The sequence below is a fragment of the Mesorhizobium loti genome (assembly GCF_003148495.1).
GTDB lineage: Bacteria > Pseudomonadota > Alphaproteobacteria > Rhizobiales > Rhizobiaceae > Mesorhizobium > Mesorhizobium loti.
In genome coordinates this window covers 11,778-33,984 of record NZ_QGGH01000010.1, presented here as the reverse complement: position 1 = coordinate 33,984, position 22,207 = coordinate 11,778, and the positions used below count along the sequence as shown (strand labels likewise).

Genomic DNA, 22,207 nt, shown 5'->3' with positions numbered 1-22,207 from the left:
CTGTCATTTGGGCAAGCATGACACGCCCCTTTTGCTACAAATGCGGCAGCGCAGCCGCCCTTGCCATCACTTTTTTGGTCAGCGCCTCCACCACTCACAGCGCCGGCGGCACCGCCGCTGCCACCGTACAGACGGAGGCGGCCAAGCGCATGGTATCGACCTTTGTCGTTGCAAGCGGCATGAGCGAATGGACGCTGTCGTTCAGTGGCGTTCTCGCTGCCCGCGAGGAGGTTGCAGTCGGTGCTCCGCAGCAGGACCAGCGCATATCAGGCGTCGACGTCGAGGTCGGCGATCGTGTCAAAGCCGGGCAGGTTCTGGTGCGGCTCGACACGGCCATGCTCGACAATCAACTGCGCGAGGCCGAAGGCCGCGTCGCACGCGCAAGTGCTGCTGTCGCCCAGCAGCAGGCAACGGCCGCGCAGGCGCAAGCCGCACTGGAGCGCGCCAGCCGGCTCAAGGCATCCGGGACGGTTTCCGGGCAGGTCTATGACGAACGCACGTCGGCAGCAGCGGTCGCCCACCAGGGCGTCGCCGTGGCACAGGCCGAACTCAGTCAGGCCGAAGCCCAGCTCTCGGAATCCCGCCGGCTGCGCGAACGCGCCGTCGTCGTGGCGCCTGTGGGCGGCGTCGTCTCAGAACGCCATGCCAATGCCGGTGCACTCACCGGATCGGAGCCGCTGGTCCGCTTGATCCGCGATGGCGAGGTCGAACTGGCCGCCGACATTCCTGAAAGCGAGCTGCCACAATTGGCCGTTGGCCAGCCGGCTGAAGTGAGACTTCCCGGCAGCGACGGCGCGATCAGCGGCAAGGTGCGGATGATAACGCCAAAGATCGATCGCGACACCCGTCTTGGCGGGGCCAGGATCGCGCTTGAGTACGATTCCGCGCTGTTCCCTGGCGCCTTTGGCCGGGCCGAAATTGTGGTGGCGAAGCGTGAGGCCATCGTCATCGACGATTCAGCACTTCTTTATGACAGCGAAAGCGACAAGACCTCGGTCTTTGTGGTCGAGCATGGTCGGGCGATGCTGCGTGCGGTCGAAACCGGCCTGCGGGACAATGGCCGGCTCGAAATCGTTGCCGGTCTAGAGGCAGGCGACGTCGTCGTCGCCAAGGCCGGTGCGTGGCTGCGCGAAGGCGATGCGGTGGCGACCGTCGACATCGGTGCGATCACCGGAAGTATCCGCCCATGATCAGCAACATCTCCGCTTGGGCGATCCGCAAACCGGTGCCCACCATCGTGCTGTTTGTCGTCGTCACGCTGGCCGGATTGGCGGCGTTTCTGCGCCTGCCGGTCAATGCCAATCCGAGCCTGTCGTTTCCGATCGTCACCGTCACCGTGTCGCAAGCAAGTGCGGCACCGGCCGAGATGGAAAGCCAGGTCACGCGCCGCATCGAAGGGGCCGCCTCCGGTCTCGCCGGGGTCAACCACATCTCCTCGACAATCAAAGATGGCGTGTCGACGACCACTATCGAGTTCAAGATCGGCATAGATCCCGACCGGGCGACCAGCGACGTCCGCGAGGCCGTCGGCCAGGTCAGGTCTGATCTGCCGCAATCGATCCAGGAGCCGATCGTCTCGCGTGTCGATGTCGAGGGTGGGGCGATCCTCTATTACACGGTGCAAGCACCCAACATGTCGGTGCTCGACGCGTCGTGGTTCGTAGAAGACACGATCAACCGCGAGCTTCTCGCCCTTCCCGGCGTCCAGAAGGTCGAGCGTCTCGGCGGCGTCAATCGAGAGATAACCGTCTCGCTCGACCCCGACCGGTTGCTGGCGCTGGGTGTGACGGCGGACCAGGTCAATTCTGCGCTACGCCAGATCAACGTCAATGTTCCAAGCGGCCGCGGCGAGATCGGCCAAAGGGAGCAGTCGATCCGCACTTTGGGCAGCGTAGGATCGCTCAACGAGCTGTCTGGCCTTTCGGTTTCCTTGCCGGGAAACCGCTGGGTGCAACTCCGCAACATCGCCACGATCAAGGATGGGCCGGCCGAGCCGCGCGGCTTTGCGCGTTTCAATGGCGAAGCCGTCGTCGGGTTTTCCGTCTCCCGCGCCAAGGGCCACAGCGACACAGCCGTCGCCGCCCGCGTGACCAAGCGGCTGGCCGAAATTGCGGCACGCACCCCCGACGTTGCGTTCAACGAGGTCATCTCCAATGTCGAATACACACTGGAGAGCTACAACGCCGCGATCACCGCACTTGTCGAGGGCGCGGTCCTGACCGTGGTTGTGGTGTTCCTGTTTTTGCGCAATTGGCGTGCCACGCTGATTGCCGCAGTGGCGATGCCGCTGTCGATCCTTCCGACCTTCGCGATCATGGATCTTCTCGGCTTCACGCTGAACGGCGTCAGCCTCCTGGCGCTGACGCTGGTGGTCGGCATTCTGGTCGACGACGCCATCGTCGAGATCGAAAACATCGAACGCCATATCGACATGGGCAAAAGGCCGTATCTGGCCTCGATCGAGGCGGCGGATGCGATTGGCCTGGCAGTCGTTGCCACAACCTTGACCATTGTCGCGGTGTTTGCGCCGGTCAGCTTCATCGGTGGTGCTGTAGGCCAATATTTCAGGCAGTTTGGCGTGACGGTCGCTGTCGCCGCGCTGATTTCGCTGGTGGTGGCTAGATTGCTCACGCCGCTGATGGCGGCCTATCTGTTGCAGCCGAAGGCTGCTGGAAACCAAAGGGCTGGGCCATCGTGGCTGTCGCTGTGGTATCTTTCCGTGCTGGGCTGGACGCTCGACCATCGCAAGACGACATTTGGCCTGGTCGCCGTGTTCTTTGCTGGCTCGGTCTTCCTTCTGACCCAGTTGCCGACCGGCTTCGTGCCGACCGGCGACAGCAACGTCTCGCAGGTCCAGGTGACGTTGCCGCCGGGCACGCGGCTGGAGGAGACCGCGCGGGTTTCCGACACCATCGTGCGCGACCTCAGGGCGCGGTCGGACGTCGCAAACGTTCTGGTGACCACCGACGACGTCAACAAGGTGACCTTGCTCATCAAGCTCAAGCCGCGCAGCGAGAGGCAGCTCGACCGCAAGTCTTTCGAGCTTGCCGCGCTTCCGATCCTGGCCAAGACACCCGATATACGGTTCACCTTCGTTTCGGATTCTGGCGGCAAGGAAGTCTCGATCTATCTGGCCGGCAACAATCCTGAAGAACTGAACAGGGCTGCGCACCAGCTCGAGACTGAAATGCGGGCGATGCCGGAACTGGCCAATGTGTTGTCCAACCAGGCACCGCTGGCTCCCGAACTGCTGGTCAAGCCGCGCCTGGACGAGGCAGCCCGCCTTGGTGTGTCGGTGATGTCGCTGGGCACCGTGGCGCGCATCGCCACGCTCGGCGAAACCGACTCCAATTCGGCCCAGTTCAACCTTGACGACCGGCTGGTGCCGATCCGCGTGCTGCTCGACAAATCGGCGCGTGGCGACCTCGAAACCTTGCGCAAACTGCGTGTCGGCACGGCCGACGGCAAGGTCGTGCCGCTGACTTCGGTCGCCAACATTTCGTTCGGCGCCGAGGAAGGCGAGGTGCAACGCCTCGACCGCAAGCGCCTGGTCGCGGTCGAGGCCAATCTGAACGGGGTCGTGTTTGGCGATGCGATGAAAGCGGTCGCCGCACTGCCGGCGCTGAAGAACCTTCCCGCCAGCGTCAGCCACATCGAATATGGGGCTACGGAAGAGATGACGCAGATGTTCCGCGGCTTCGCACTGGCGCTGGTGGCCGGAATTCTGATGGTCATGGCGGTGCTGGTGCTTTTGTTCAGGAACTTCCTGCAGCCGCTTACCATCCTGATCGCCTTGCCGTTGTCGCTCGGCGGCGCTGCCCTGGCGCTGCTGCTCTATGGCGCAGCCCTCGACCTGTCGTCGACAATCGGCATCCTGATGCTGATGGGCATCGTCTGCAAGAACTCGATCCTGCTGGTGGACTATGCCATCGAAAGCCAGGCCGAGGGCATGGACCGGCGCGCCGCACTGATGAAGGCAGGCATGGCGCGTGCCCGCCCGATCATCATGACCACGATCGCCATGGTGGCCGGCATGATGCCTGCGGCGATCGGCGTCGGCGCCGATGCCAGCTTCCGCGCGCCGATGGCCGTTGCGGTGATCGGCGGGCTGATCACCTCGACCCTGCTCAGCCTGATGGTCGTGCCGGTCATGTTCACCACCATGGACGATCTGAACGTCTGGCTTGGCCGTCGCCTGAAGCGGCTTACCTCGTTCACGGAGGCAGATCTTGCCGCCGGCGCGCTGATCGCCGAACGCGGGAAGGCGGCCTGATTTGGGTCCGGTCGTAGCGCCGTGCGTCCTGTCGGAGGCACGGCTTCGGTCAAATCGGATTGCGATACGCTTGAAGCCCTTGATGGCGCCAACGGAGTGCCGTCGACACACGGTCCAATCCGATCGCCACGCATCAGGAGCGTGAGGTCGCCATCACGGGGCGACGCTGGCGGCGAAGAAGACTACGCCGTTCCGAGCCGCCGCCGATGGCGAGACCGTTGCGGGCACTTTCACAGCGACCGTACAACTATCGGGCAGCAAGTTCGCCTTCGTCGAGAAGTCCCACGAGTCACGCTTGTCCCCTGGGTCACCGGTCATCGACCGTCAGCTCGGCATCGCAAAGGACATTCGCAGACACGCGCCTTTGTCAGCTTCGACGACAGCAACCTGGCCACCGTGCAGGCGCATGATCTCCTGCACCAAGTTTAGCCCTAGTCCGGCGCCGCGACCGTCAGGTGTCAAGCGGTTGAACGGTTCGAAGATCTGCCTCCGCTCATTGGCCGGAATGCCTCTACCTTCATCGCAAACTTCGACGAAGCCGGCTGCGTCGACACGAACCGTGATGGTTCCGTGGCGGCCACCATGGTCGATGGCGTTTTGCACCAGATTGGTCAGCGCCCTTTCGAGCGAGGTCTGGTCGCCCATGACGAGGATTTCGCCGCGTTCAGCTTCGAATGACATGTCGTAGCCTGCCGCAAGCGCCAGCGGGCCGAGGTCAAAGACCACCTGTTTGGCCATTCCGACAAGATTGACCGGCAGGAAGTGGTTCGACTTCTGATCAAGCCGCTGAAGATCGAGAAGCTGGCCGGCGAGGGTTGTCAGGCGTGCCGCGTCCTCTAGCAGGCTCGTCTTGTCGGATCCGGGAGGCAACGCCGCAACTCGAGCATTCAAGATGGCAATGGGCGTGCGCAGTTCGTGCGCGGCCTGCGCGAGAAAATGCTGATGGCGCGCATATCCCGCATCGAGGCGCTGGAGCGCATCGTTGACCGCGTTGACGAGAGGGCCGATTTCGACAGGCACATCATTCACCGGTAGCTGCACGCCGCGCTTGTCAAATTCGATGCGGGTCGCTTGCGCCACTGCCCGGCCCAGCCCCGCCAGCGCCCGGCGTACGACAAAAGGTGTTGCGACCAAGGTTGCCAGCGTCATGAGGGCGATCACCGGCAAGATGACAGACACAAATCCACCAGATACTCCCAAGGCAAGGCGACGGATGGACATCTGCCCTTGCGTGCCCGTCAAGATGTGAACTTTGCCAGCAGCAGTAGTGACCCACTTGATGACTGCATCAGGTTTTCCACCCATTCCGAGCTGCCCTAGCCGGGCGTCATTCAACTTGTCGAGTATGCCGATGACGGGCGCATAGGTCGGCGGAATGTTGCCCTCCGACAAGCGATGCGCCTCAGCATCTCGGATCACGAACCATAACCCCGGCGCTTCCGACCGAAGACGAACAAGTGCGGAGGTCGGCTGAAGAGCCAACCCGCCGCTTGCGTCTCGCACAATCGCATCCGCGAGCACGTCGAGACTGCCTCCTTCGTAATCGTCGACGAGATAGCCGGTGCTCCAGAGGGCCCCGACGGTCAGCGCCACAAGTGCTGCAATCATTGCAGCCTGCAGCGCCACAATTCTGCTGACCAGCAGCCATTTCAGGGAACGAGGCTTCGACCGCATTACGCCGTCTCGCGCAGCAGATAGCCGACGCCACGTATGCCACTGATCACCACGCCCGCGTTGGCATCCGTGAGCTTGCGGCGAGCCCGCGAAATATGCGTATCGAGCGCATTCGACTGGATATCGTCATTGATGCCGAAAACGGCTTCCATCAGCGTCTCGCGCAGCACCATGCGTCCCATCCGCCGCATCAGGGCTTCAACAACGAGCAATTCCCGCCGCGGCATCCGCAGATGAACCCCGTCGACATGCGCCTCGCGATGCGTGAAGTCGAATGACATGCGACCTATGCTCACGATGTCGGCCTGCACATTGGCTGGGCGGCGCATGATGGCCCTCAGCCGAGCCAGCAGCTCCTCAAAGGCAAACGGTTTCCCAAGATAGTCGTCAGCACCACTGTCCAGGCCGGCAACCCGGTCGATCAGGTCACCCTTTGCCGTCAGCACCAGCACCGGCACTACGTTGCCGTTTGCGCGCAGCGACTTGATCAGCGAAAGCCCGTCGCCATCCGGCAATCTGCGGTCCAGCACCACCACGTCGTAAATGTCATCGCAGAGCGCGGCGTCAGCCTCCGCCAGGCTTGCCACATCGTCGACAACCATGTCGTGGCGGACCAGCCCACTGCGCAGAACCCCGACCATGGCCTGCTCGTCTTCCACCAACAGCACGCGCATCCAATCAGCTCCGTCGTTCACGCGCATAGTTTAGCCGGGCACCGGCGCCGCTGCATTGCGAAAACCTTGCAGGCAAGCTTTTGCGAGAGATTTTTGGCTTATCCCGACGCCGCCCACCCCATCCTTCGAAGAATATTTGTGTGACAGGTTTTCTCAATCCGGGCGTGTGAGTTCTCGGCTCTTCACTGAATAGGACGAGATCAATGCCCTGCAATTTCGCCAGCCTCGCGGCTGAACGACGAGTCACCCCTTCTGTTCATGGTTCGATCCTGGAGGGCCAGCATGTCGATCGCTGATATCCCGCCATTCTTTCTTGCCTGGCTTCGCAATCCACGCAGCATCGCGGCTGTGGCCCCATCGGGCGGCCGGGTCGCGGCGCTGATGACCCAGGACATCGATTCTGCGACCGGACCCGTCATGGAGCTAGGACCCGGCACCGGGGCTTTCACCTATTCACTGCTCAAGCGCGGTGTGTGCGAGAAGGATCTTACGCTGGTCGAGTTCAGCACTGATTTTGTTCAGCTCTTGAAGTCGCGCTTCCCCCAGGCCCGCGTTCTCAAGATGGATGCCACACGGCTTGCCGACTTCAGGCTGTTTGAGCGCGCCTCGGTTGGCGCGGTTGTCAGCGGGCTGGGCTTTCGTGCCATGCAGCCCGAGCAGGTCACCGCCATCTTGAGCGGAGCCTTCAAATATCTGAGACCCAACGGCGCGTTTTATCAGATCACCTATGGCCCACGCTGTCCGGTTCCCGATTCCGTTCTCGATCACCTGAGCCTCAATTCAGCGCATATCGGCCGAACCGTCTGGAACATACCGCCGGCGTCCGTCTACCGGATTTGCAGATCCGATGACTGCGCCTGAGCTCACCATGCACGTGCCGCACGCTGTCACCGTGCTGATGAGCTTCGGGCTTGCTGGTATCGGATGTCTCGCGATTGCCGAAAAGTTCGTCCCTCTCTTTCCTTCCTATATCTTGCTGATGCTGTTGGGATTGACCGTTCCGGATGGCGGGGCACTCCTGCTGACCATTGTAGTCACGACATCAGGGTCGGTGATTGGAGGGCTGTGCTGGTATGCGATAGGCTTGTCGCTTGGGCCGCAACGGGCGCGCGCGGCTGTGGCGCGTTATGGCAAATGCGTATTCCTGAAACTGTCATTCTATGACAGGCTGACCGACGCCTACCGCCGCAATCATTTCTGGGTGACGCTGGCGGGGCAGGTCGTTCCGGCGGTTCGAATTTATCTTGCCTTGCCGGCAGGCGCGTTGAAGCTTGAAACCAGAACTTTCCTGGCAGCGACCTCGCTTGGCTGCCTGCTGTGGAATACGCCGTTTCTGTGTCTTGGCTATGCCTTGCGCAGCAGCGGCCACGATCTGGCGCGAGTTGGCTTCTGGGCCGCCTTCGCCATCGTCACGTTCGAAGGCATAATTGTGCTCGCCATCCGATTTCGAAAGTTCAGGAAAGGTCGCTCACATCTTCAAACCGCACGCCGTCACTCCAAAGGAAGTCTTTGGTCGAAATGATGAAGTGTCGAATCGAGTGACAACCGGCAAGTTGCTGCTCATCCCTTGAAAGCGAATACGGCTCTGGCGCTCCATAGATCGCCTGCTCATGGATGGGGTCGAACTCACTCCATCTAGTCTGGAAGTGCACGACCAACGATGCACGCGCGTCCTTGGAGCCAGAGAAAATCGGCAGTCACAGACAAGCGCTGAACGATGTCGACGCGAGTCATGCGAACAAATGATGGGCGTCGTCGAAAACGGACCGGGCAAGGGCCCGAAGCTCGCTTGCTTCGCACGGAAGATGCTTGAGATACTGGGTCGTGAGCCCGGCAACAGCTTGCGCCTGGGCCAAGTCGCGACGGCGCTTGATTGGCTCGCGATCAGCTCGTTTCGACATCCAGAATTTGTGCGCGGCAAAAATCCGGGGATCGGGAACGACGAGGCGTAATGGCCCACAATGATACTGTTGATGTTATTGTATGAATTATGAAATCCATGCAAGCGCCCTTTCGGCGGAAGTAGAGCGCCGATATTATTCCCTGTGCTCGCCCTAGGGAGAACCCATGACAAAGAGAGGAATTGCTTACATGATCTGGATCATGTCGCTGCCGTCCCCAAGGAACTGAAGGGCTTCCTTGGGGATCGAAGGATCCTTCGCGTTGAGCACGGTCAGGCTTTTCAGTTGCTGGCGGCCGATCAGGCCGGGGCCGCGATAATGCAGCGCCACCTTGGTCGAATAGGGCTGGCGGAACATGGTCGCGGCGATGCCGCTGGTGATGCCGAACATGAACTTCTTGGAGCTGCGCTGCACCGGCGCGAACACGCCGAAGGTCAGCTCGTTGCGCTGGGTGCGCTCGAAATCGACGGAGAAGACGCGACCCGCCACAGGGAAGACGAAGCCGTAATATTTGAAGACATAGTCGATCTTGTCAGGCGCGTCGTAGCTCGGGAAACGCTCGATGTAATAGTGCTGGTAGAAGTCGTTGTTGCGGTAGATGCAGTAGGCCGAGCGCAGGATCGAGCCCTTGTAGATCGAGGAATACTGGTAGCGGTCATAGACGCCGACGAGGTCGTTGCCGTCCGACTTGGCGCCGATGATGGCCGTTTCGATGAATTTCGTGACCTCGGGCGATTCCCGCAGCTTCTCCATCACCTGGAAGAAATTGCCTTCGACGAGTGTCCTGAATTCGAAGGCCGGCGAGAACAGGATCGAGACGCTGACGCCGAAGAAATTGGCGATCAGGCTCATGTTCTGCGGCGAGGGCAGGTGCAGGCCGGAGAGATATTTGTTGAATTGCTGCCGGTTGAGGGCGATCTTGCGGCAGACCGTGCTGATCGATCCCTGACGTTCGCACAGAAAACGCAGATTGGCGGCGAAATCCGCGATATTGCCGGCGTCGTGGTTCATTCCTGCCGTGCACCCTTGTCAGAATCTGAAGCAATCTTGCGCACATAATGCCTCATGTCGCTTCAACAATCAAATCGCTGCGAACTTGCCGAAACGGCTTGCCGGATGCTGATTGGGCACGGCATCACGGCAAGGAATTCGCCTGGTTCGCGAGCCTTGCCGGGCAAGAAACAAGAGAGGGACGAACCACATGAGATTGACGGGCGGCCAGATCGTGGCCAGGGCGCTGAAGGACTATGGGATCGAATATGTCGCCGGCGTGCCCGGTCATGGCATCTGGTCGCTGTTCGACGCTTTCCTCGCCGAAGGCTCGAACATCCCCTTCATCCAGGTCATGCATGAGCAGAGCGCCGTGCACATGGCCGACGGCTATTTCCGCGCCAGTGGCAAGCCGATGGCTTGCTCGACCTCGATCGGGCCTGGCGCTACCAACACCATCATCGGGCTCGCCACCTGCTACACGGATTCTATTCCTGCCTTCTACGTTTCGGGTGGACCGGCGACGCACATGAAGGGCCATGGCGTCATGCAGGAGCTCGAGCGCCAGCAGGAAAATGCCTTTCCGCGCATCACCGAGCAGGTGACCAAGCGGGCCTACAAGGCCGGCCGCGTCGACGAACTGCCCTTCATCATGCACCGCGCCTTCAACACCATGCTGTCGGGTCGTCCGGGTCCGGTGCATGTCGAAGTGCCGATGGATATCCAGACCGAGGCGGCCGACGTCACCATCCACCCGCTGGCGCAACGCATGGCGGTTGGCGTCGCCTATCCCGATCCGATCGCCGTCGAGAAGGCGGCTGCACTGCTGCTGTCGGCCGAGCGGCCGGTAATCCTCGCCGGCGGCGGCGCCATCAGCGCCAATGCTTCCCAGGCGCTGATGGCACTGGCCGAGAAGATCGGCGCTGCCGTCTCGACGACCTGGAACGGCAAGGGCGCGATCTCGGAAGACCATCCGCTGTCGATCGGTGCGATCGGCCAGACCGGCACCTCGTGCGGCAACGCCATCACTGCCAGCGCCGATGTCGTCATGTCGGTCGGCTGCCGCTTCACCGACTGGTCGGCATCGAGCTACCGCAAGGGCGCCTCGATCTCGATCCCTCCGGGCAAGCTGATCCATATCGATCTCGACCATCACGAGATCGGCAAGAACTACGCGACCGAGGTCGGTATCGTCGCCGACGCCCGGGTTACGCTAGAGGCCATACTGGCGGCGATCTCCGACCAGCAATCGGCCAGGGTGATGAACCGCCGCGACCGCTACCTCGCCGACATCCATGCCGCCAAGGCCGAATGGGAAGCGATGCTGGCGCCGCGCCGCGACTCGCATGAAAGCCCCTTCACCTCGCAGCGGCCGCTCGGCGCGCTGCGCAAGGTGATGGATCGCAACGGTATCATTGTGGCCGGCTCGGGCAACACGCAGGGCGCGGTCAAGCAGACGTTCCCGGTCTATGAGCCGCGCACCCATCTGACCTCGGGCTCGTTCTCGCCGATGGGCTGGGCGGTGCCGGCGGCCCTTGGTGCCAAGCTCGCCATGCCGGACCGCCAGGTAGTGGCGGTCGTCGGTGACGGCGATTTCATGATGTCGCTGCCCGAAATGGGCACCGCGGTCATGAACGGCATACCGGCGGTGTTCCTGGTGCAGAACAACCGCGGCTACATGTCGATCCGTGGCGGCCAGCGCAAGTTCATGGGTCGCCATGTCGCCAGCGAGTTCAACTACAAGGGCAATGGCGAGCCCTACACCGCCAACATCTCCGAGGTGGCGAGAAATTTCGGCATGGAATCCTGGAAGGTCGAGGACTCGGCCGATCTGGAAAAGACGCTCAAGGCAGCACTCGACTGCGGCGCCCCGGCGCTGGTCGAGGTGACGACCTCGCGCGATGCTGCGGGGCCGTTCGTCACCGGCTGGTGGGATTTCCCGTCGCCAGAATATTACGACAAGGAGCAGGAGGCCTACGCCGAAGGCCGCGCGCTCGAACAGCATCTTTAAGACAGCACGAGCGGGCGGCGAAGCCGCCCCTCATCCACCGAAATTGACCGATTCAGCGCCATGCCTGTCGCGGCGACGGCCGGACTTTGCCTACCAGAAGGGCCCTTGCCATGATCAGACATTTGAAGTCGGCGCTGGTTGAGGGCGAGACCGCGCAGGCTGCCGCCGTGACCAGGACGGTCGAAGCCCTGCTGGCAGAGGTCGAGCGCGGCGGCGACGCGGCTGTGCGGGCGCTGTCGGTCAAATTCGACGGGCTCGATCGCCAGTCCTACCGGCTGACCGATGCGGAGATCAGGCGCTGCATCGACAGCCTTACCAATCGTCAGCGCGCCGACATTGAATTCGCGCAGGACCAGGTTCGTGGTTTTGCCCAGGCGCAGAAGGACGCTCTCAGGGATATCGAGGTCGAGACCTTGCCTGGTGTCGTGCTCGGCCACAGGAACATACCGGTCGCGAATGTCGGCTGCTACGTGCCGGGCGGCAAGTACCCGCTTCTTGCTTCCGCGCACATGTCGGTGCTGACCGCCAAAGTCGCCGGCTGCGACCGCGTCATCACCTGTGCGCCGCCTTTTGCCGGCGCGATCGCGCCGCTGATCGTCGCCGCCCAGCATCTGGCCGGCGCCGATGAGATCTATTGCCTGGGCGGCGTGCAGGCGATCGCGGCGATGGCATTCGGCACCGAGACTATTCAGCCGGTCGATATGCTGGCCGGCCCCGGTAATGCCTATGTGGCCGAGGCCAAGCGGCTGCTGTTCGGCCGCGTCGGCATTGATCTTTTCGCCGGCCCGACGGAGACACTCGTCATCGCCGACGACACGGTCGATGGCGAGTTGTGCGCCACCGATCTGCTCGGCCAGGCCGAGCATGGCGTCAATTCCCCTGCCGTGCTTGTGACCAATTCGGAAAAGCTCGCCAGAGACACGCTTGCCGAGATCGAACGGTTGCTGAAAATCCTGCCGACCGCGACCATCGCCCGCAAGGCCTGGGAAGACCATGGTGAGGTCATTGTCTGCGACGCGCTCGACGAGATGGTGTCGGAAGCCGACCGCATCGCCTCCGAACATGTGCAGGTGATGACCGCCGACCCGGACTATTTCCTCGACAGGATGAAGAACTACGGCGCGATGTTCCTCGGCGCGCGCACCACCGTCGCCTATGGCGACAAGGTGATCGGCACCAACCACACGCTGCCGACAAAACGAGCGGCGCGCTATACGGGCGGACTATGGGTCGGCAAGTTCCTCAAGACCTGCACTTACCAGCGGGTGCTGACCGACGAGGCATCGGTTCTGGTCGGCGAATATTGCTCGCGCCTCTGCATCATGGAAGGATTTGTAGGGCACGCCGAACAGGCCAATGTGCGGCTGCGGCGCTATGGCGGCAAGAATGTTCCCTACGGCAGCGCTGTCGAGTAGGTGAAGCGGCACGAGGGAGCGACAACAACACGATGCTGACTGGCTATACCGATCGCCTCAGTGCCCGTCCGGGCGAAACGCTTTCCTTCATGGTCAGCACCGATGCGCCGCTGTTCGAGGCCGAGATCGTGCGCCTGCTGCATGGCGACACCGATCCGCGCGGGCCAGGCCGCCGCGAACTTGCCATTGGGGCCAAGGTGGATGGCGAGTATCCCGGTGTCGAGCAAGAGCTTTCTCCCGGCTCCTGCGTCATCGTTGCCGATCATGCGAAACTGCGGCTGGCTGGCGACTTCACTCTGTTCGCCTGGATTCGCCCAGCGCGACTGGCCGCCGGCGAGCAAATGATCCTGTCCAAGCAGGGGCCTGGCGATGCTGGCTATGGGTTTGGCCTGACCGACACCGGCAAGCTATTCCTGCGCATCGGCGCGGTACGCATCGAAGGGACGTCGCCGATACTGGAGCAGCGCTGGCACTGGGTTGCCGCGCGTTACGAAGCTGCTACCGGATCGGCCCGGCTCTCGGCCGGTTTGTCCGCGCGGGACCTGACCGTGGTGAGCGATTTTGGCGGGGCAGGGCGTCTGCCGGTCGCCGCAAGGTCTGACGCACCGTTGCTGATTGCGGCGTCGCTGCGCGGCGGACGGCGCGGCGGCTTTTACAACGGGCTGATCGCCGATCCTTGCATCTTCGGGAAATGCCTTGATGACGTCGAACTTGGCGACCTGGCGCGGGGCGTTAATTTCGGCGTCCTGCCGCAGCCCTGCATCGCAGCCTGGGATTTCAGTGTCGGCAGCAGTAGTGCGATCGTTCGCGACGCCGGTGGGCTGGGGTTGGACGGCACCATGCACCAGTCGCCGGTGCGCGCCATGACCGGACCGCACTGGACCGGCGAGACGGATGACCCAAGAATCGATCCGCGCGGCTACTCGGCGATCCATTTCCACGAGGACAGTCTGTCGGATGCCGGCTGGCGGCCGAGCTTTGCCTTCACCGTGCCGGACGATCTGCCGAGCGGCGTCTATTCGGCCCGGCTGACGGCCGGCGACGAGACCGACGACCTGCCATTTCTCGTCTGCCCGCCGAAGGGGGTCGCAACGGCGCCGCTGGCGCTGCTGGTGCCGACCTTCACCTATCTCGCTTATGGCAATGAGATGTGGGGCGAATACGGGCTGAACTGCCTCTACGACCACTATGTCGACGGGGCAGGGGTGCCGCTAGCCTCGCAGCACCACCCGATCAAGACTTTCCGGCCCGGACGCGGCCTGCTGAAGTCGGTGACCGGCGAGCATTTCGGCCGTCATCTGTGCGCCGATCTCTATGCGGTAGACTGGTTGAGCGCGACCGGCCAGCCGGTCGACATCATCACCGACCACGAATTGCACCGCGAAGGTGCTGCGCTGCTGTCGCGCTACAAGGCGGTGATGACTGGCTCGCATCCGGAATATGTCTCCGGGCAGATGCTCGATGCGCTGGAAGCCTATCTCAACGCCGGCGGCAGCCTCGCTTATCTCGGCGGCAACGGTTTCTACAGCGTTACTTCCCTGGCCGAGGATGGCGGCATGATCGAGGTGCGTCGTCCCAACGGAACCCGGCCATGGTCATCCGATCCCGGCGAAGGCCATCACGCGCTGACCGGTGAGCCTGGCGGTCTGTGGCGGTTTCGCGGCCGCGCGCCGCAGCGCCTGGTCGGTGTCGGCTTCACCGCGCAAGGGTGGACTTCGCGCGACGATTGCGGCCTGCCGCGTCCCTATCAGCAGGTTGCCGGCCGTAGCCATCCGCTGGCGGCGGAACTGCTTTCCGGCATCGGCGAGGGCGAGGCGATCGGCGATTTCGAGACGTTGGGGCTTGGCATCGGTGCCGCCGGCGACGAGGTGGATCGCGCCGACGCCACGCTCGGCACGCCGGCGCACGCGCTGGTGCTGGCGACGGCAACCGGGTTTTCGACCGACTACCAGCTGGTCATCGACGAGCGCCGCCAGGTGAACGAAGCCTCGATGCTCGCCGGCGATCCGCAGGTGCGGTCCGATATCGTCTGTTTCGACACCGCCGCAGGAGGCCTCGTCTTCTCGGTCGGTTCGATGCAGTGGTTCAGCGCACTCTCGCACAATGGCTACGATAACACCGTCTCGACGCTGACGCGGAATGTGCTGAAGCGGATGCTGCGCTAGGCGAGTCGTTCGCCTCACCCCAGATGGCTGCGGATCACCTGGTTGAGCTTGTGCAAGGCGCGCGGGATCCGTTTGTCTTCGGTCGCCGCATAACCGATCATCAGCCCGTGCTCTGGGGCGCCGTGGATATAATGCGCTGACAGGGGCGTGACATTGACGCCGGCCTCGAGCGCGTTTTCGACGATGGCGACATCGTCGACCGGAGTGCGAAAACGCCACGTCGTCTGCAGGCCATTGCCTTCGTCGAGCTGTTCCATCATGTCGCCAAACAGCGCTTGTGCATGTCCGGACAAGAGCGCCCGCCTGGTCGCGTACAGGCGCTTCATGCGCCTGGTGTGGCGGGCGAAGTCGCCGTTGCGGATGAAGTCGGCAAGGGCAGCCTGAGTGGCCAGCGGGGCCGCCGTACCCATCAGGAAGTTCGCCTTGCGCACCGGCCGCACCACTTCGCCGGGAAAGATGATGAAGCCCAGCCTCAGGTCCGGTAGCATCGTCTTGGCGAACGAGCCGACATAGATGGTGCGATGGTCGGCATCCTGCGACTGCAACGTGGGCACGCGGTTGCCGCTGAAGCGGAACTCGCTGTCGAAATCATCCTCGATCACCCAGGCGCCGGTTTCAGCGGCGAGCTGCAGCAACCGCAAACGCTGTTCGATACGCATGGTCGAGCCGAGTGGGAACTGGCAGGACGGGGTTAGGTAGATCAGCTTCGGCCGTATCGCCGTGATCGTGTTGAGGTTCCAGTTGCGTCCATTCACATCAAGCGGCGCGATGCGCGCGCCCGCCGCGCCGAAGGCGCCGTGCGCACCGGTATAGCCCGGCTCCTCGATCATGACAGGATCGCCGGCATCGATCAGCAGATGCGCCAGCAGCGTGAAAGCGCTCTGCGCGCCGCCGGTCACCATGATCTGGTCCGGCTGGCATTTCACGCCGCGCGATGATTGCATGTATTGGGCGATCACCTCGCGCAGGCCCTGATGGCCGCCATAGCTATGGTAGCCGAAGGTTTCGCCAGCGGTGTGGCGCATATGCTTCGACAACAGGCGACGCCAGATGGTGAAGGGAAATGAACCGGCGTCGGGCAGGCCGGGCTGCAGGAAATGGCTGCCTGGAAAACCGGTTTCATGGCGCAAGGTCACCAGCGCCTGGCCGCGCCGCGAAAGGCTGTCCTGAAGCCGTGGCAACGGTTCGGCGTCGCGTCCGCCACCGGCGGAAGGCAGCGGCAGCACCCTGGCGCGCGCACCCTTGCGGGTCTCGATATAGCCCTCCGTCTCCAACTGCTCGAAGGCGGCGATGGTAGTGGTGCGCGACAGGCCGAGATCGGCAGCCAACGCCCGTGTGGAAGGCAGGCGCGCGCCGCTTCTCAGCACGCCGGCCGTGATCTGGTGGCGGATCCGGCGATAGAGCTGCTGGAAGATCGGAACCTGGCCATGCTGTTCGAACCCGGTCGGGTCGATGGCGATATCGCGGATCGGCTCGCCCAAACTGGTATCCTCACTTTGTCTGTTTCTGGCGATTTTCCGATGATCACCGGTCTCCTATCGTTCCGGCATCGACACCGAAGTCAAGCTGGAAGGCAGGGCCATGACCACGCAGATGCTGAGAAATTCCGCTCGGGATGCCGAGGCCGACGCCCGGCACTTGATCTTCCCACTGGTGCCGCGCGAGGACATCGAGGCGAACGGTCCGAGCATCCTGATGTCGGGCAGCGGGATGCGCGTCACCGACCAGCATGGCACGACGATGCTTGACATGATGAGCGCCACCACGCGCGCGGGCTCACTCGGCTATGGCAATCGCGAGATCGCGCAGGCGATGTACGACCAGGCGATCACCATGCATTATTCCGGCGCTGGTCGGAACACCAACGCGGCGGCTGCCAGACTGGCGGCGAAGCTGACCGAGATCACGCCTGGCCGGTTGAACCGGGTGACCTTCACCTCCGGCGGCTCTGAAGCGACGGAAACCGCGCTGAAGATCGCCAAGCAATATCTGCAGCAGAGCGGCAGGAAGCCGCGCGCCTTCAAGGTCATCTCGCGCTGGAGCGCCTATCACGGCGCGACCATGGGCGCACTGTCCTGCACCGACTGGCTGGCGGTGCGTGACGTGCCCGATCCGCGCGTGCCGGGCCACAGTTTCGTCGCTAACCCGATGCGCTACCGCAATTCCTACGGGCTCGACGAGGAGAGCTATTCAGACGTCTGCGTCGCTCATCTCGAGCGGCAGATACTGCTTGAGGATCCCGAACTGGTTGCCGCCTTTATCGGCGAGCCGTTCCAGCAGGCCAACGGTGTGCAGATTCCGATGCCGAGCTATTGGAAGAAGGTGCGCGCGCTGTGTGACAAATACGGTATCATGCTGATCATGGACGAGGTCATCACTGGCTTCGGCCGCACCGGCACCTGGTTCGCCACCGAACAGCTCGGCATCGAGCCCGACATCCTCAACATGGCCAAGTCGATGGGCGCGGGCTATGCGCCAATTGGCGCCGTCATGACCCGCGACGAGATCGCCGACGGCATCAGCCACTTTCGCCATGTCCACACCTATGCCGGCCACGCTATCTGCTGCGCCGCCTCGCTCAAGGTGATCGAGATCATGGAGCGTGAGCGCCTTGTCGAAACTTCCGACGTGCTCGGCCAGCAATGGCAGCGGGCGATGAAGGACGCATTCGGCAATCATCCGATCGTCGGCGACATACGCGGCCGCGGTTTCTGGCAGGCAATCGACTTCACCGCAGACAAGGCGAGCCGGGCCGCCTTCACCGACGATACGGTGGTGGCGATCGCCAGGCGCGCGCGCGAACTCGGCGTCATCGTCGGCCCGATCGGCACCGCAATCGAGATCGCGCCGGCTCTGATCGCCACGCGCGAGGACCTGGCCGAGTGCACCCGTGCGATGGCGCAGGCGATTGCGGATGTCGCGCGCCACCGCGACCTTGCCGGCAACTAGCTGCGGGTGATGGCGTTCCTGGAGGGTGTCTCTGCGTTTGAAGCATACTGACGCACACAATGCGTCATGGTGAGAACAAAAAACCGGATTCGCGAAATTGACGGGAGGGTCGAGTAACTCGATGATTTCACGACTGAATTCCGAACATGCAGGTTCTCGCATATCGGCGTTTCGTCTAAATGGCCCGCAGAGGTCAGCAGTGCATGCGCACACGAACAAATCGGCCAGCTACAGGGGACATCTCACAGTGAACGTCGCAAGCCCGGATCAGACCAGGCAGGATCAGACCAGGACAGGATCGCAGCCGGCCGCCGGCCCGCAGGCCAGGGACGCGGTGCTGCTCGGCATCGACCATGTCGGCAAGCGCTTCGGTTTCGGCGAGGGGCAAATCACCGCGCTGGACGACGCCAGATTCGAGATCTCCGACAACGAGTTCTTCACGCTGCTCGGCCCGTCGGGTTGTGGAAAGACGACGCTGCTGCGGATCATCGCCGGTTTCGAGCATCCGACCGAAGGGCGCGTCCTCCTCGACGGCCGCGACATTGGCCACGAGCCGCCCTTCAAGCGGCCGGTCAACACGATGTTCCAGAGCTATGCGCTGTTTCCGCATCTCAACGTGCGAAAGAACATTGCATACGGGCTGGAAATGCTGCGCTGGAAGCCGGCCGACATCAAGCGCCGCGTCGATGAAGTGCTCGAGCTCGTGCAGATGCCGGCCTTCGCCGACCGCCGCACCACGCAGATGTCGGGCGGTCAGCAGCAACGCATCGCTCTGGCGCGGGCGCTGGCGCCGCGTCCGCGTGTGCTGCTGCTCGACGAGCCGCTGTCGGCGCTCGACCTCAAGCTGCGCAAGGCGATGCAGAGCGAGTTGAAGCGGCTGCAGAGGGAGACGTCGCTGACCTTCGTCATGGTCACCCACGACCAGGAGGAGGCGCTGGCGCTGTCGGACCGCATCGCGGTGATGAACAAGGGCAAGGTGCTGCAGGTGGGCACGCCCGAGGAGATCTATGCGCGCCCGAAAACCTGTTTCGTCGCCGACTTCATCGGCGAGGCGAACCTGATCCCTGCAGGCCTTGTCGGTCTGGCCGACGGCCACACGATCTCGATCCGCACTGAGCACATCTCGGTGCGCTCGCGGCCGGCCACGACAAGGCGCAGCGTCGAGGCGATCGTTACTGCGCTGACCTTCCTTGGCGCCGACACGCTGATCGAGGCGCGCTGCGCCGGCGACGTGCCGATCAAGGCACGGGTGCGCGGCGCGGTTTCGGGCCTGGCTGTCGGCGACCGCGCCGACTTTGCCTGGGATCACTCCAGCGAGTGGCTGCTCAGCGAATGAACGCCCGGCTCACCACCATCCTTTTGCGTTCGCCTGTCCTGGTGACCATGGTGCTGTTCATGCTGGCGCCGATGGCGCTGGCGGTCGTCTATTCCTTCATGACCAATGGCGCCTATGGCGGCGTGCGCATGCCGTTCACAGCGCTAGCCTACCGCCAGCTGCTGTTCCAGGAGGATTTCGACGGCAATCTGGTGTTTTCAACCGGCTATCTCGCAATCCTGTGGCGCTCGGTGCTGCTGGCCGCGCTGACGGTGGTGGCGAGCCTCGCGATCGGCCTGCCGCTGGCCTGGTACATGGCCTGCAGCTCGCCGGCAAAGCGGGCCCGGCTGCTGTTGCTGATTACGCTGCCATTCTGGATCAACACGCTGATCCGCACTTATTGTTGGGTGCTGATCCTGCGCGACGAAGGGCTGCTCAACGGCGGCCTGCGCTACTTCGGTCTGGCCGGCGGCCATTTCCTCTACAATGACTTCGCCATCCTTTTGGGCATGATCTACACCTATCTGCCATTCATGGTGCTGCCGATCTATGCCGTGCTCGAACGCGTCGATGGCGACGTGATCGAGGCTTCGCACGATCTCTATGCCGACCGCTGGAGCACGTTCCGGCGCATCGTCTGGCCGCTGGCGATGCCGGGTGCGATCGCCGGCAGCCTGCTGGTGTTCGCTCCGGCGCTGGGCAGCTTCCTCGCCCCCGACCTGCTCGGCGGTGGCCGCCGGCTGATGATCGGCAGCCTGATCCAGCTGCAGTTCACCTCCTCGCGCAACTGGCCGTTTGGCGCTGCGCTTGCCAGCGTCGTCTCGGTCGCCATCCTGGCGGTGCTGTTCGTGGTCGTGCGCAGGAGCTTCAACAAGGTGCCGGCACGATGAGCAGCAAGCCATTCGACTGGAAGGCGACGCCGGGGCTCTCGACGCTGTCCTGGGTGGTCTACCTTTTCCTCTACGCACCGCTTCTGGTGATCATCATCTACAGCTTCAACGCCGGTCGCCAGGCGACGCTCTGGGAAGGTTTTAGCCTCGACTGGTATGCCAAGGTCTTCCACAACCGTGATATCGGCATCGCCCTGTCGAACAGCCTGATCGTCGCTGTCGCAGCGATGATCCTGTCGACTATGCTTGCCGTCACCGCCGCACTTGGCCTGCGCCACGCCAGGGCAGGCGGCGGCGGTCAGATCACGCTCGGCCTGATCCTGATGCCGCTGGTGGTGCCGGAGATCGTGGTGGCGGTGGCGACGCTGGTGTTCTTTTCCGGCATCGGCCTGAAACTTGGCCTTGGTAATCTGATCATCGCCCACACCGTGTTCTGCGTGCCCTTCGCCTATCTGCCCATCCAGGCGCGACTGACCGACATGGGCTCGGCGGTCGAGGATGCGGCGCGCGACCTCTATTCCAACGAATGGCAGGTGTTTCGCCGCGTGACCTTGCCGCTGCTTCTGCCGGCGATCCTGTCCGGCGCCATGCTGGCCTTCGCCTCGTCGCTGGATGACTTCCTGATCAGCATGCTGCTGGCGGATGCCGGCCAGACCACTCTGCCTGTCTACATCTACGGGATGCTCCGTCTGGGTGTGTCGCCAGAGATCAATGCGGTGTCGACGCTGCTTCTGGCGTCGTCCGTGGTGATCGTCCTCGTCGCCCTGCGCATGCAAGGCATGACGAAACGCAAAAGCTGAATAGCAGAGACTCAACACAAGAAACCGAAGGGGAATAACAATGACAGCTGTATTGAAACTGATGCGCAGCGGGGCGATCGCGCTGGCTCTCGCCAGTCTGCTTGGCAGTTCCGCCATGGCGGCGGACACGCTGCATATCTACAACTGGACCGGCTACATCTCGCAGGCGATGCTCGACAAGTTCACCAAGGACACCGGCGTCGCGGTTTCGCTGGATACGTTCGACAACAACGAGACGCTGCTGGCCAAATTGCGCGGCGGCTCCAGCGGCTACGACATCACCGTCGCCTCGACGGATTTCGTGCCGCTGATGATTGCCGAGAAACTGATCCAGCCGGTGAACATTGCCGAACTGCCCAACTACGATCATCTCGATGCGCAGTGGAAGAAAACCACCTGGGACCCGGGCAATGTCTATTCGATTCCGTATTTCTGGGGCGTGACCTCCTATGCAGTCGACACCGATCTCTACAAGGGGCCGACCGACAGCCTCTCGCTGCTGTTCAACCCGCCTGCCGAATTGCAGGGCAAGGTCGGCATGTTCTCGGCGCCGACCGAGGTGATTGCGCTCGCCATGCGTTATCTCGACATCGAACCCTGCACCACCGATCCTGAAAAACTGAAGAAGGTCGACGCGCTGCTGCAGGCGCAGAAGCCGTTCGTGAAGATCTACGACTCGGCCGGCATCATGGGCCGGCTGGTGTCGGGCGAGACCGCGATATCGCAGGTCGCCAATGGCGAAGGCTTGCAGGCGCGGATGCAGAAGCCCTCGCTCAAATTCGTCTTCGCCAAGGAGGGCGGGGTCGCCTGGATCGACAATCTGGTGGTGCCGACTTCGGCGGCCCGGCCGGATCTCGCCAAGAAGTTCATCTCCTTTCTGATGGACCCCGCCAATGCAGCGCTGCAGCAGAAGGATGTCGGCTATCCCACAGGCGTCGTCGGCACGGAGCCGATGCTGCCCAAGGAGATCGCCACCGCGCCGGAGGCGCAAGTGCCCACGGACTACAAGAAGGTCGTCAGCCCTGTCTGCTCGGAAGAGGCGGCGAAGAAATACGACCTGATCTGGACGCGCCTGCGCCAGTAGGGTCCTGGTCTGACCCGGACAGGATGCGCGGGGGCGATGGTTCACTCCCGCGCATGCATTTCCCCG

17 protein-coding genes and 1 pseudogene are annotated in these 22,207 nt (G+C 62.9%); 13 read left to right on the top strand and 5 right to left on the bottom strand.

Going from position 1 to position 22,207, the window contains the following annotated elements; all coding sequences use genetic code 11:
• The first annotated feature begins 17 nt into the window (after positions 1 to 17).
• The 3 genes and pseudogenes from C8D77_RS26995 to C8D77_RS38425 form a co-directional block, all read left to right on the top strand.
• A complete protein-coding gene (locus C8D77_RS26995) occupies positions 18 to 1,190 on the top strand; it encodes an efflux RND transporter periplasmic adaptor subunit (protein ID WP_109669894.1) in 1,173 nt (390 codons plus the stop codon).
• Positions 1,187 to 4,273 carry an efflux RND transporter permease subunit gene (locus C8D77_RS26990; RefSeq protein ID WP_109669892.1) on the top strand — a complete coding sequence of 1,029 codons (3,087 nt, stop codon included), beginning with the start codon at positions 1,187 to 1,189 and terminating at the stop codon, positions 4,271 to 4,273. The genes C8D77_RS26995 and C8D77_RS26990 overlap by 4 nt, the downstream gene beginning before the upstream one ends.
• Before the next feature lie 110 nt (positions 4,274 to 4,383).
• Positions 4,384 to 4,607, top strand: a pseudogene (locus C8D77_RS38425) (DUF3363 domain-containing protein); the annotation flags it as partial.
• On the opposite strand, the gene C8D77_RS38420 reads toward C8D77_RS38425, so the two are convergent.
• Both C8D77_RS38420 and C8D77_RS26980 read right to left on the bottom strand, forming a co-directional pair.
• Positions 4,598 to 5,947 (bottom strand): sensor histidine kinase, encoded by a 1,350-nt coding sequence (locus C8D77_RS38420; RefSeq protein ID WP_127264312.1) that lies wholly within the window; start codon positions 5,945 to 5,947, stop codon positions 4,598 to 4,600. The pseudogene C8D77_RS38425 and the gene C8D77_RS38420 sit on opposite strands and share 10 nt — an antisense overlap.
• Positions 5,947 to 6,621, bottom strand: a complete 675-nt coding sequence (locus C8D77_RS26980; protein WP_109670184.1) for a response regulator transcription factor — start codon at positions 6,619 to 6,621, stop codon at positions 5,947 to 5,949. The genes C8D77_RS38420 and C8D77_RS26980 overlap by 1 nt, the downstream gene beginning before the upstream one ends.
• 282 nt (positions 6,622 to 6,903) lie before the next feature.
• Here C8D77_RS26980 and C8D77_RS26975 point away from each other — a divergent pair, with 282 nt between their 5' ends.
• Positions 6,904 to 7,482: a class I SAM-dependent methyltransferase gene (locus tag C8D77_RS26975; protein ID WP_109669888.1), complete on the top strand. Its 579-nt coding sequence runs from the start codon at positions 6,904 to 6,906 to the stop codon at positions 7,480 to 7,482.
• Positions 7,469 to 8,143: a DedA family protein gene (locus C8D77_RS26970; protein ID WP_109669886.1), complete on the top strand. Its 675-nt coding sequence runs from the start codon at positions 7,469 to 7,471 to the stop codon at positions 8,141 to 8,143. Before C8D77_RS26975 ends, C8D77_RS26970 begins: the two co-directional genes overlap by 14 nt.
• Before the next feature lie 208 nt (positions 8,144 to 8,351).
• Here C8D77_RS26970 and C8D77_RS26965 read toward each other — a convergent pair whose 3' ends face one another.
• Positions 8,352 to 8,522 carry a GSU2403 family nucleotidyltransferase fold protein gene (locus C8D77_RS26965; protein WP_245951884.1) on the bottom strand — a complete coding sequence of 57 codons (171 nt, stop codon included), beginning with the start codon at positions 8,520 to 8,522 and terminating at the stop codon, positions 8,352 to 8,354.
• Between the two features lie 186 nt (positions 8,523 to 8,708).
• A complete protein-coding gene (locus C8D77_RS26960; RefSeq protein ID WP_109669882.1) occupies positions 8,709 to 9,533 on the bottom strand; it encodes a helix-turn-helix domain-containing protein in 825 nt (274 codons plus the stop codon).
• A gap of 190 nt (positions 9,534 to 9,723) precedes the next feature.
• Here C8D77_RS26960 and C8D77_RS26955 point away from each other — a divergent pair, with 190 nt between their 5' ends.
• The 3 genes from C8D77_RS26955 (at position 9,724) to C8D77_RS26945 (ending at position 15,103) form a co-directional block, all read left to right on the top strand.
• Positions 9,724 to 11,523, top strand: a complete 1,800-nt coding sequence (locus C8D77_RS26955; protein ID WP_109669880.1) for a thiamine pyrophosphate-binding protein — start codon at positions 9,724 to 9,726, stop codon at positions 11,521 to 11,523.
• Between the two features lie 110 nt (positions 11,524 to 11,633).
• A complete protein-coding gene (gene hisD, locus C8D77_RS26950; protein WP_109669878.1) occupies positions 11,634 to 12,938 on the top strand; it encodes a histidinol dehydrogenase in 1,305 nt (434 codons plus the stop codon).
• A 32-nt stretch (positions 12,939 to 12,970) separates the two neighbouring features.
• Positions 12,971 to 15,103, top strand: a complete 2,133-nt coding sequence (locus tag C8D77_RS26945; RefSeq protein WP_109669875.1) for a N,N-dimethylformamidase beta subunit family domain-containing protein — start codon at positions 12,971 to 12,973, stop codon at positions 15,101 to 15,103.
• Positions 15,104 to 15,117: 14 nt separating this feature from the next.
• Here C8D77_RS26945 and pdxR read toward each other — a convergent pair whose 3' ends face one another.
• Positions 15,118 to 16,584 carry a MocR-like pyridoxine biosynthesis transcription factor PdxR gene (gene pdxR / locus C8D77_RS26940; protein WP_109669874.1) on the bottom strand — a complete coding sequence of 489 codons (1,467 nt, stop codon included), beginning with the start codon at positions 16,582 to 16,584 and terminating at the stop codon, positions 15,118 to 15,120.
• A gap of 100 nt (positions 16,585 to 16,684) precedes the next feature.
• Here pdxR and C8D77_RS26935 point away from each other — a divergent pair, with 100 nt between their 5' ends.
• The 5 genes from C8D77_RS26935 (at position 16,685) to C8D77_RS26915 (ending at position 22,141) form a co-directional block, all read left to right on the top strand.
• Complete coding sequence (locus C8D77_RS26935; RefSeq protein WP_109669872.1) at positions 16,685 to 18,052, top strand: aminotransferase family protein; 1,368 nt, start codon at positions 16,685 to 16,687, stop codon at positions 18,050 to 18,052.
• Positions 18,053 to 18,389: 337 nt separating this feature from the next.
• Positions 18,390 to 19,388, top strand: a complete 999-nt coding sequence (locus C8D77_RS26930; protein ID WP_425453764.1) for an ABC transporter ATP-binding protein — start codon at positions 18,390 to 18,392, stop codon at positions 19,386 to 19,388.
• A complete protein-coding gene (locus C8D77_RS26925; protein WP_109669868.1) occupies positions 19,385 to 20,257 on the top strand; it encodes an ABC transporter permease in 873 nt (290 codons plus the stop codon). Before C8D77_RS26930 ends, C8D77_RS26925 begins: the two co-directional genes overlap by 4 nt.
• A complete protein-coding gene (locus C8D77_RS26920; protein WP_109669866.1) occupies positions 20,254 to 21,057 on the top strand; it encodes an ABC transporter permease in 804 nt (267 codons plus the stop codon). Before C8D77_RS26925 ends, C8D77_RS26920 begins: the two co-directional genes overlap by 4 nt.
• A 40-nt stretch (positions 21,058 to 21,097) precedes the next feature.
• On the top strand, positions 21,098 to 22,141 hold the full coding sequence (locus C8D77_RS26915) for an extracellular solute-binding protein (RefSeq protein WP_109669864.1): 1,044 nt from the start codon (positions 21,098 to 21,100) through the stop codon (positions 22,139 to 22,141).
• Positions 22,142 to 22,207 lie beyond the last annotated feature (66 nt).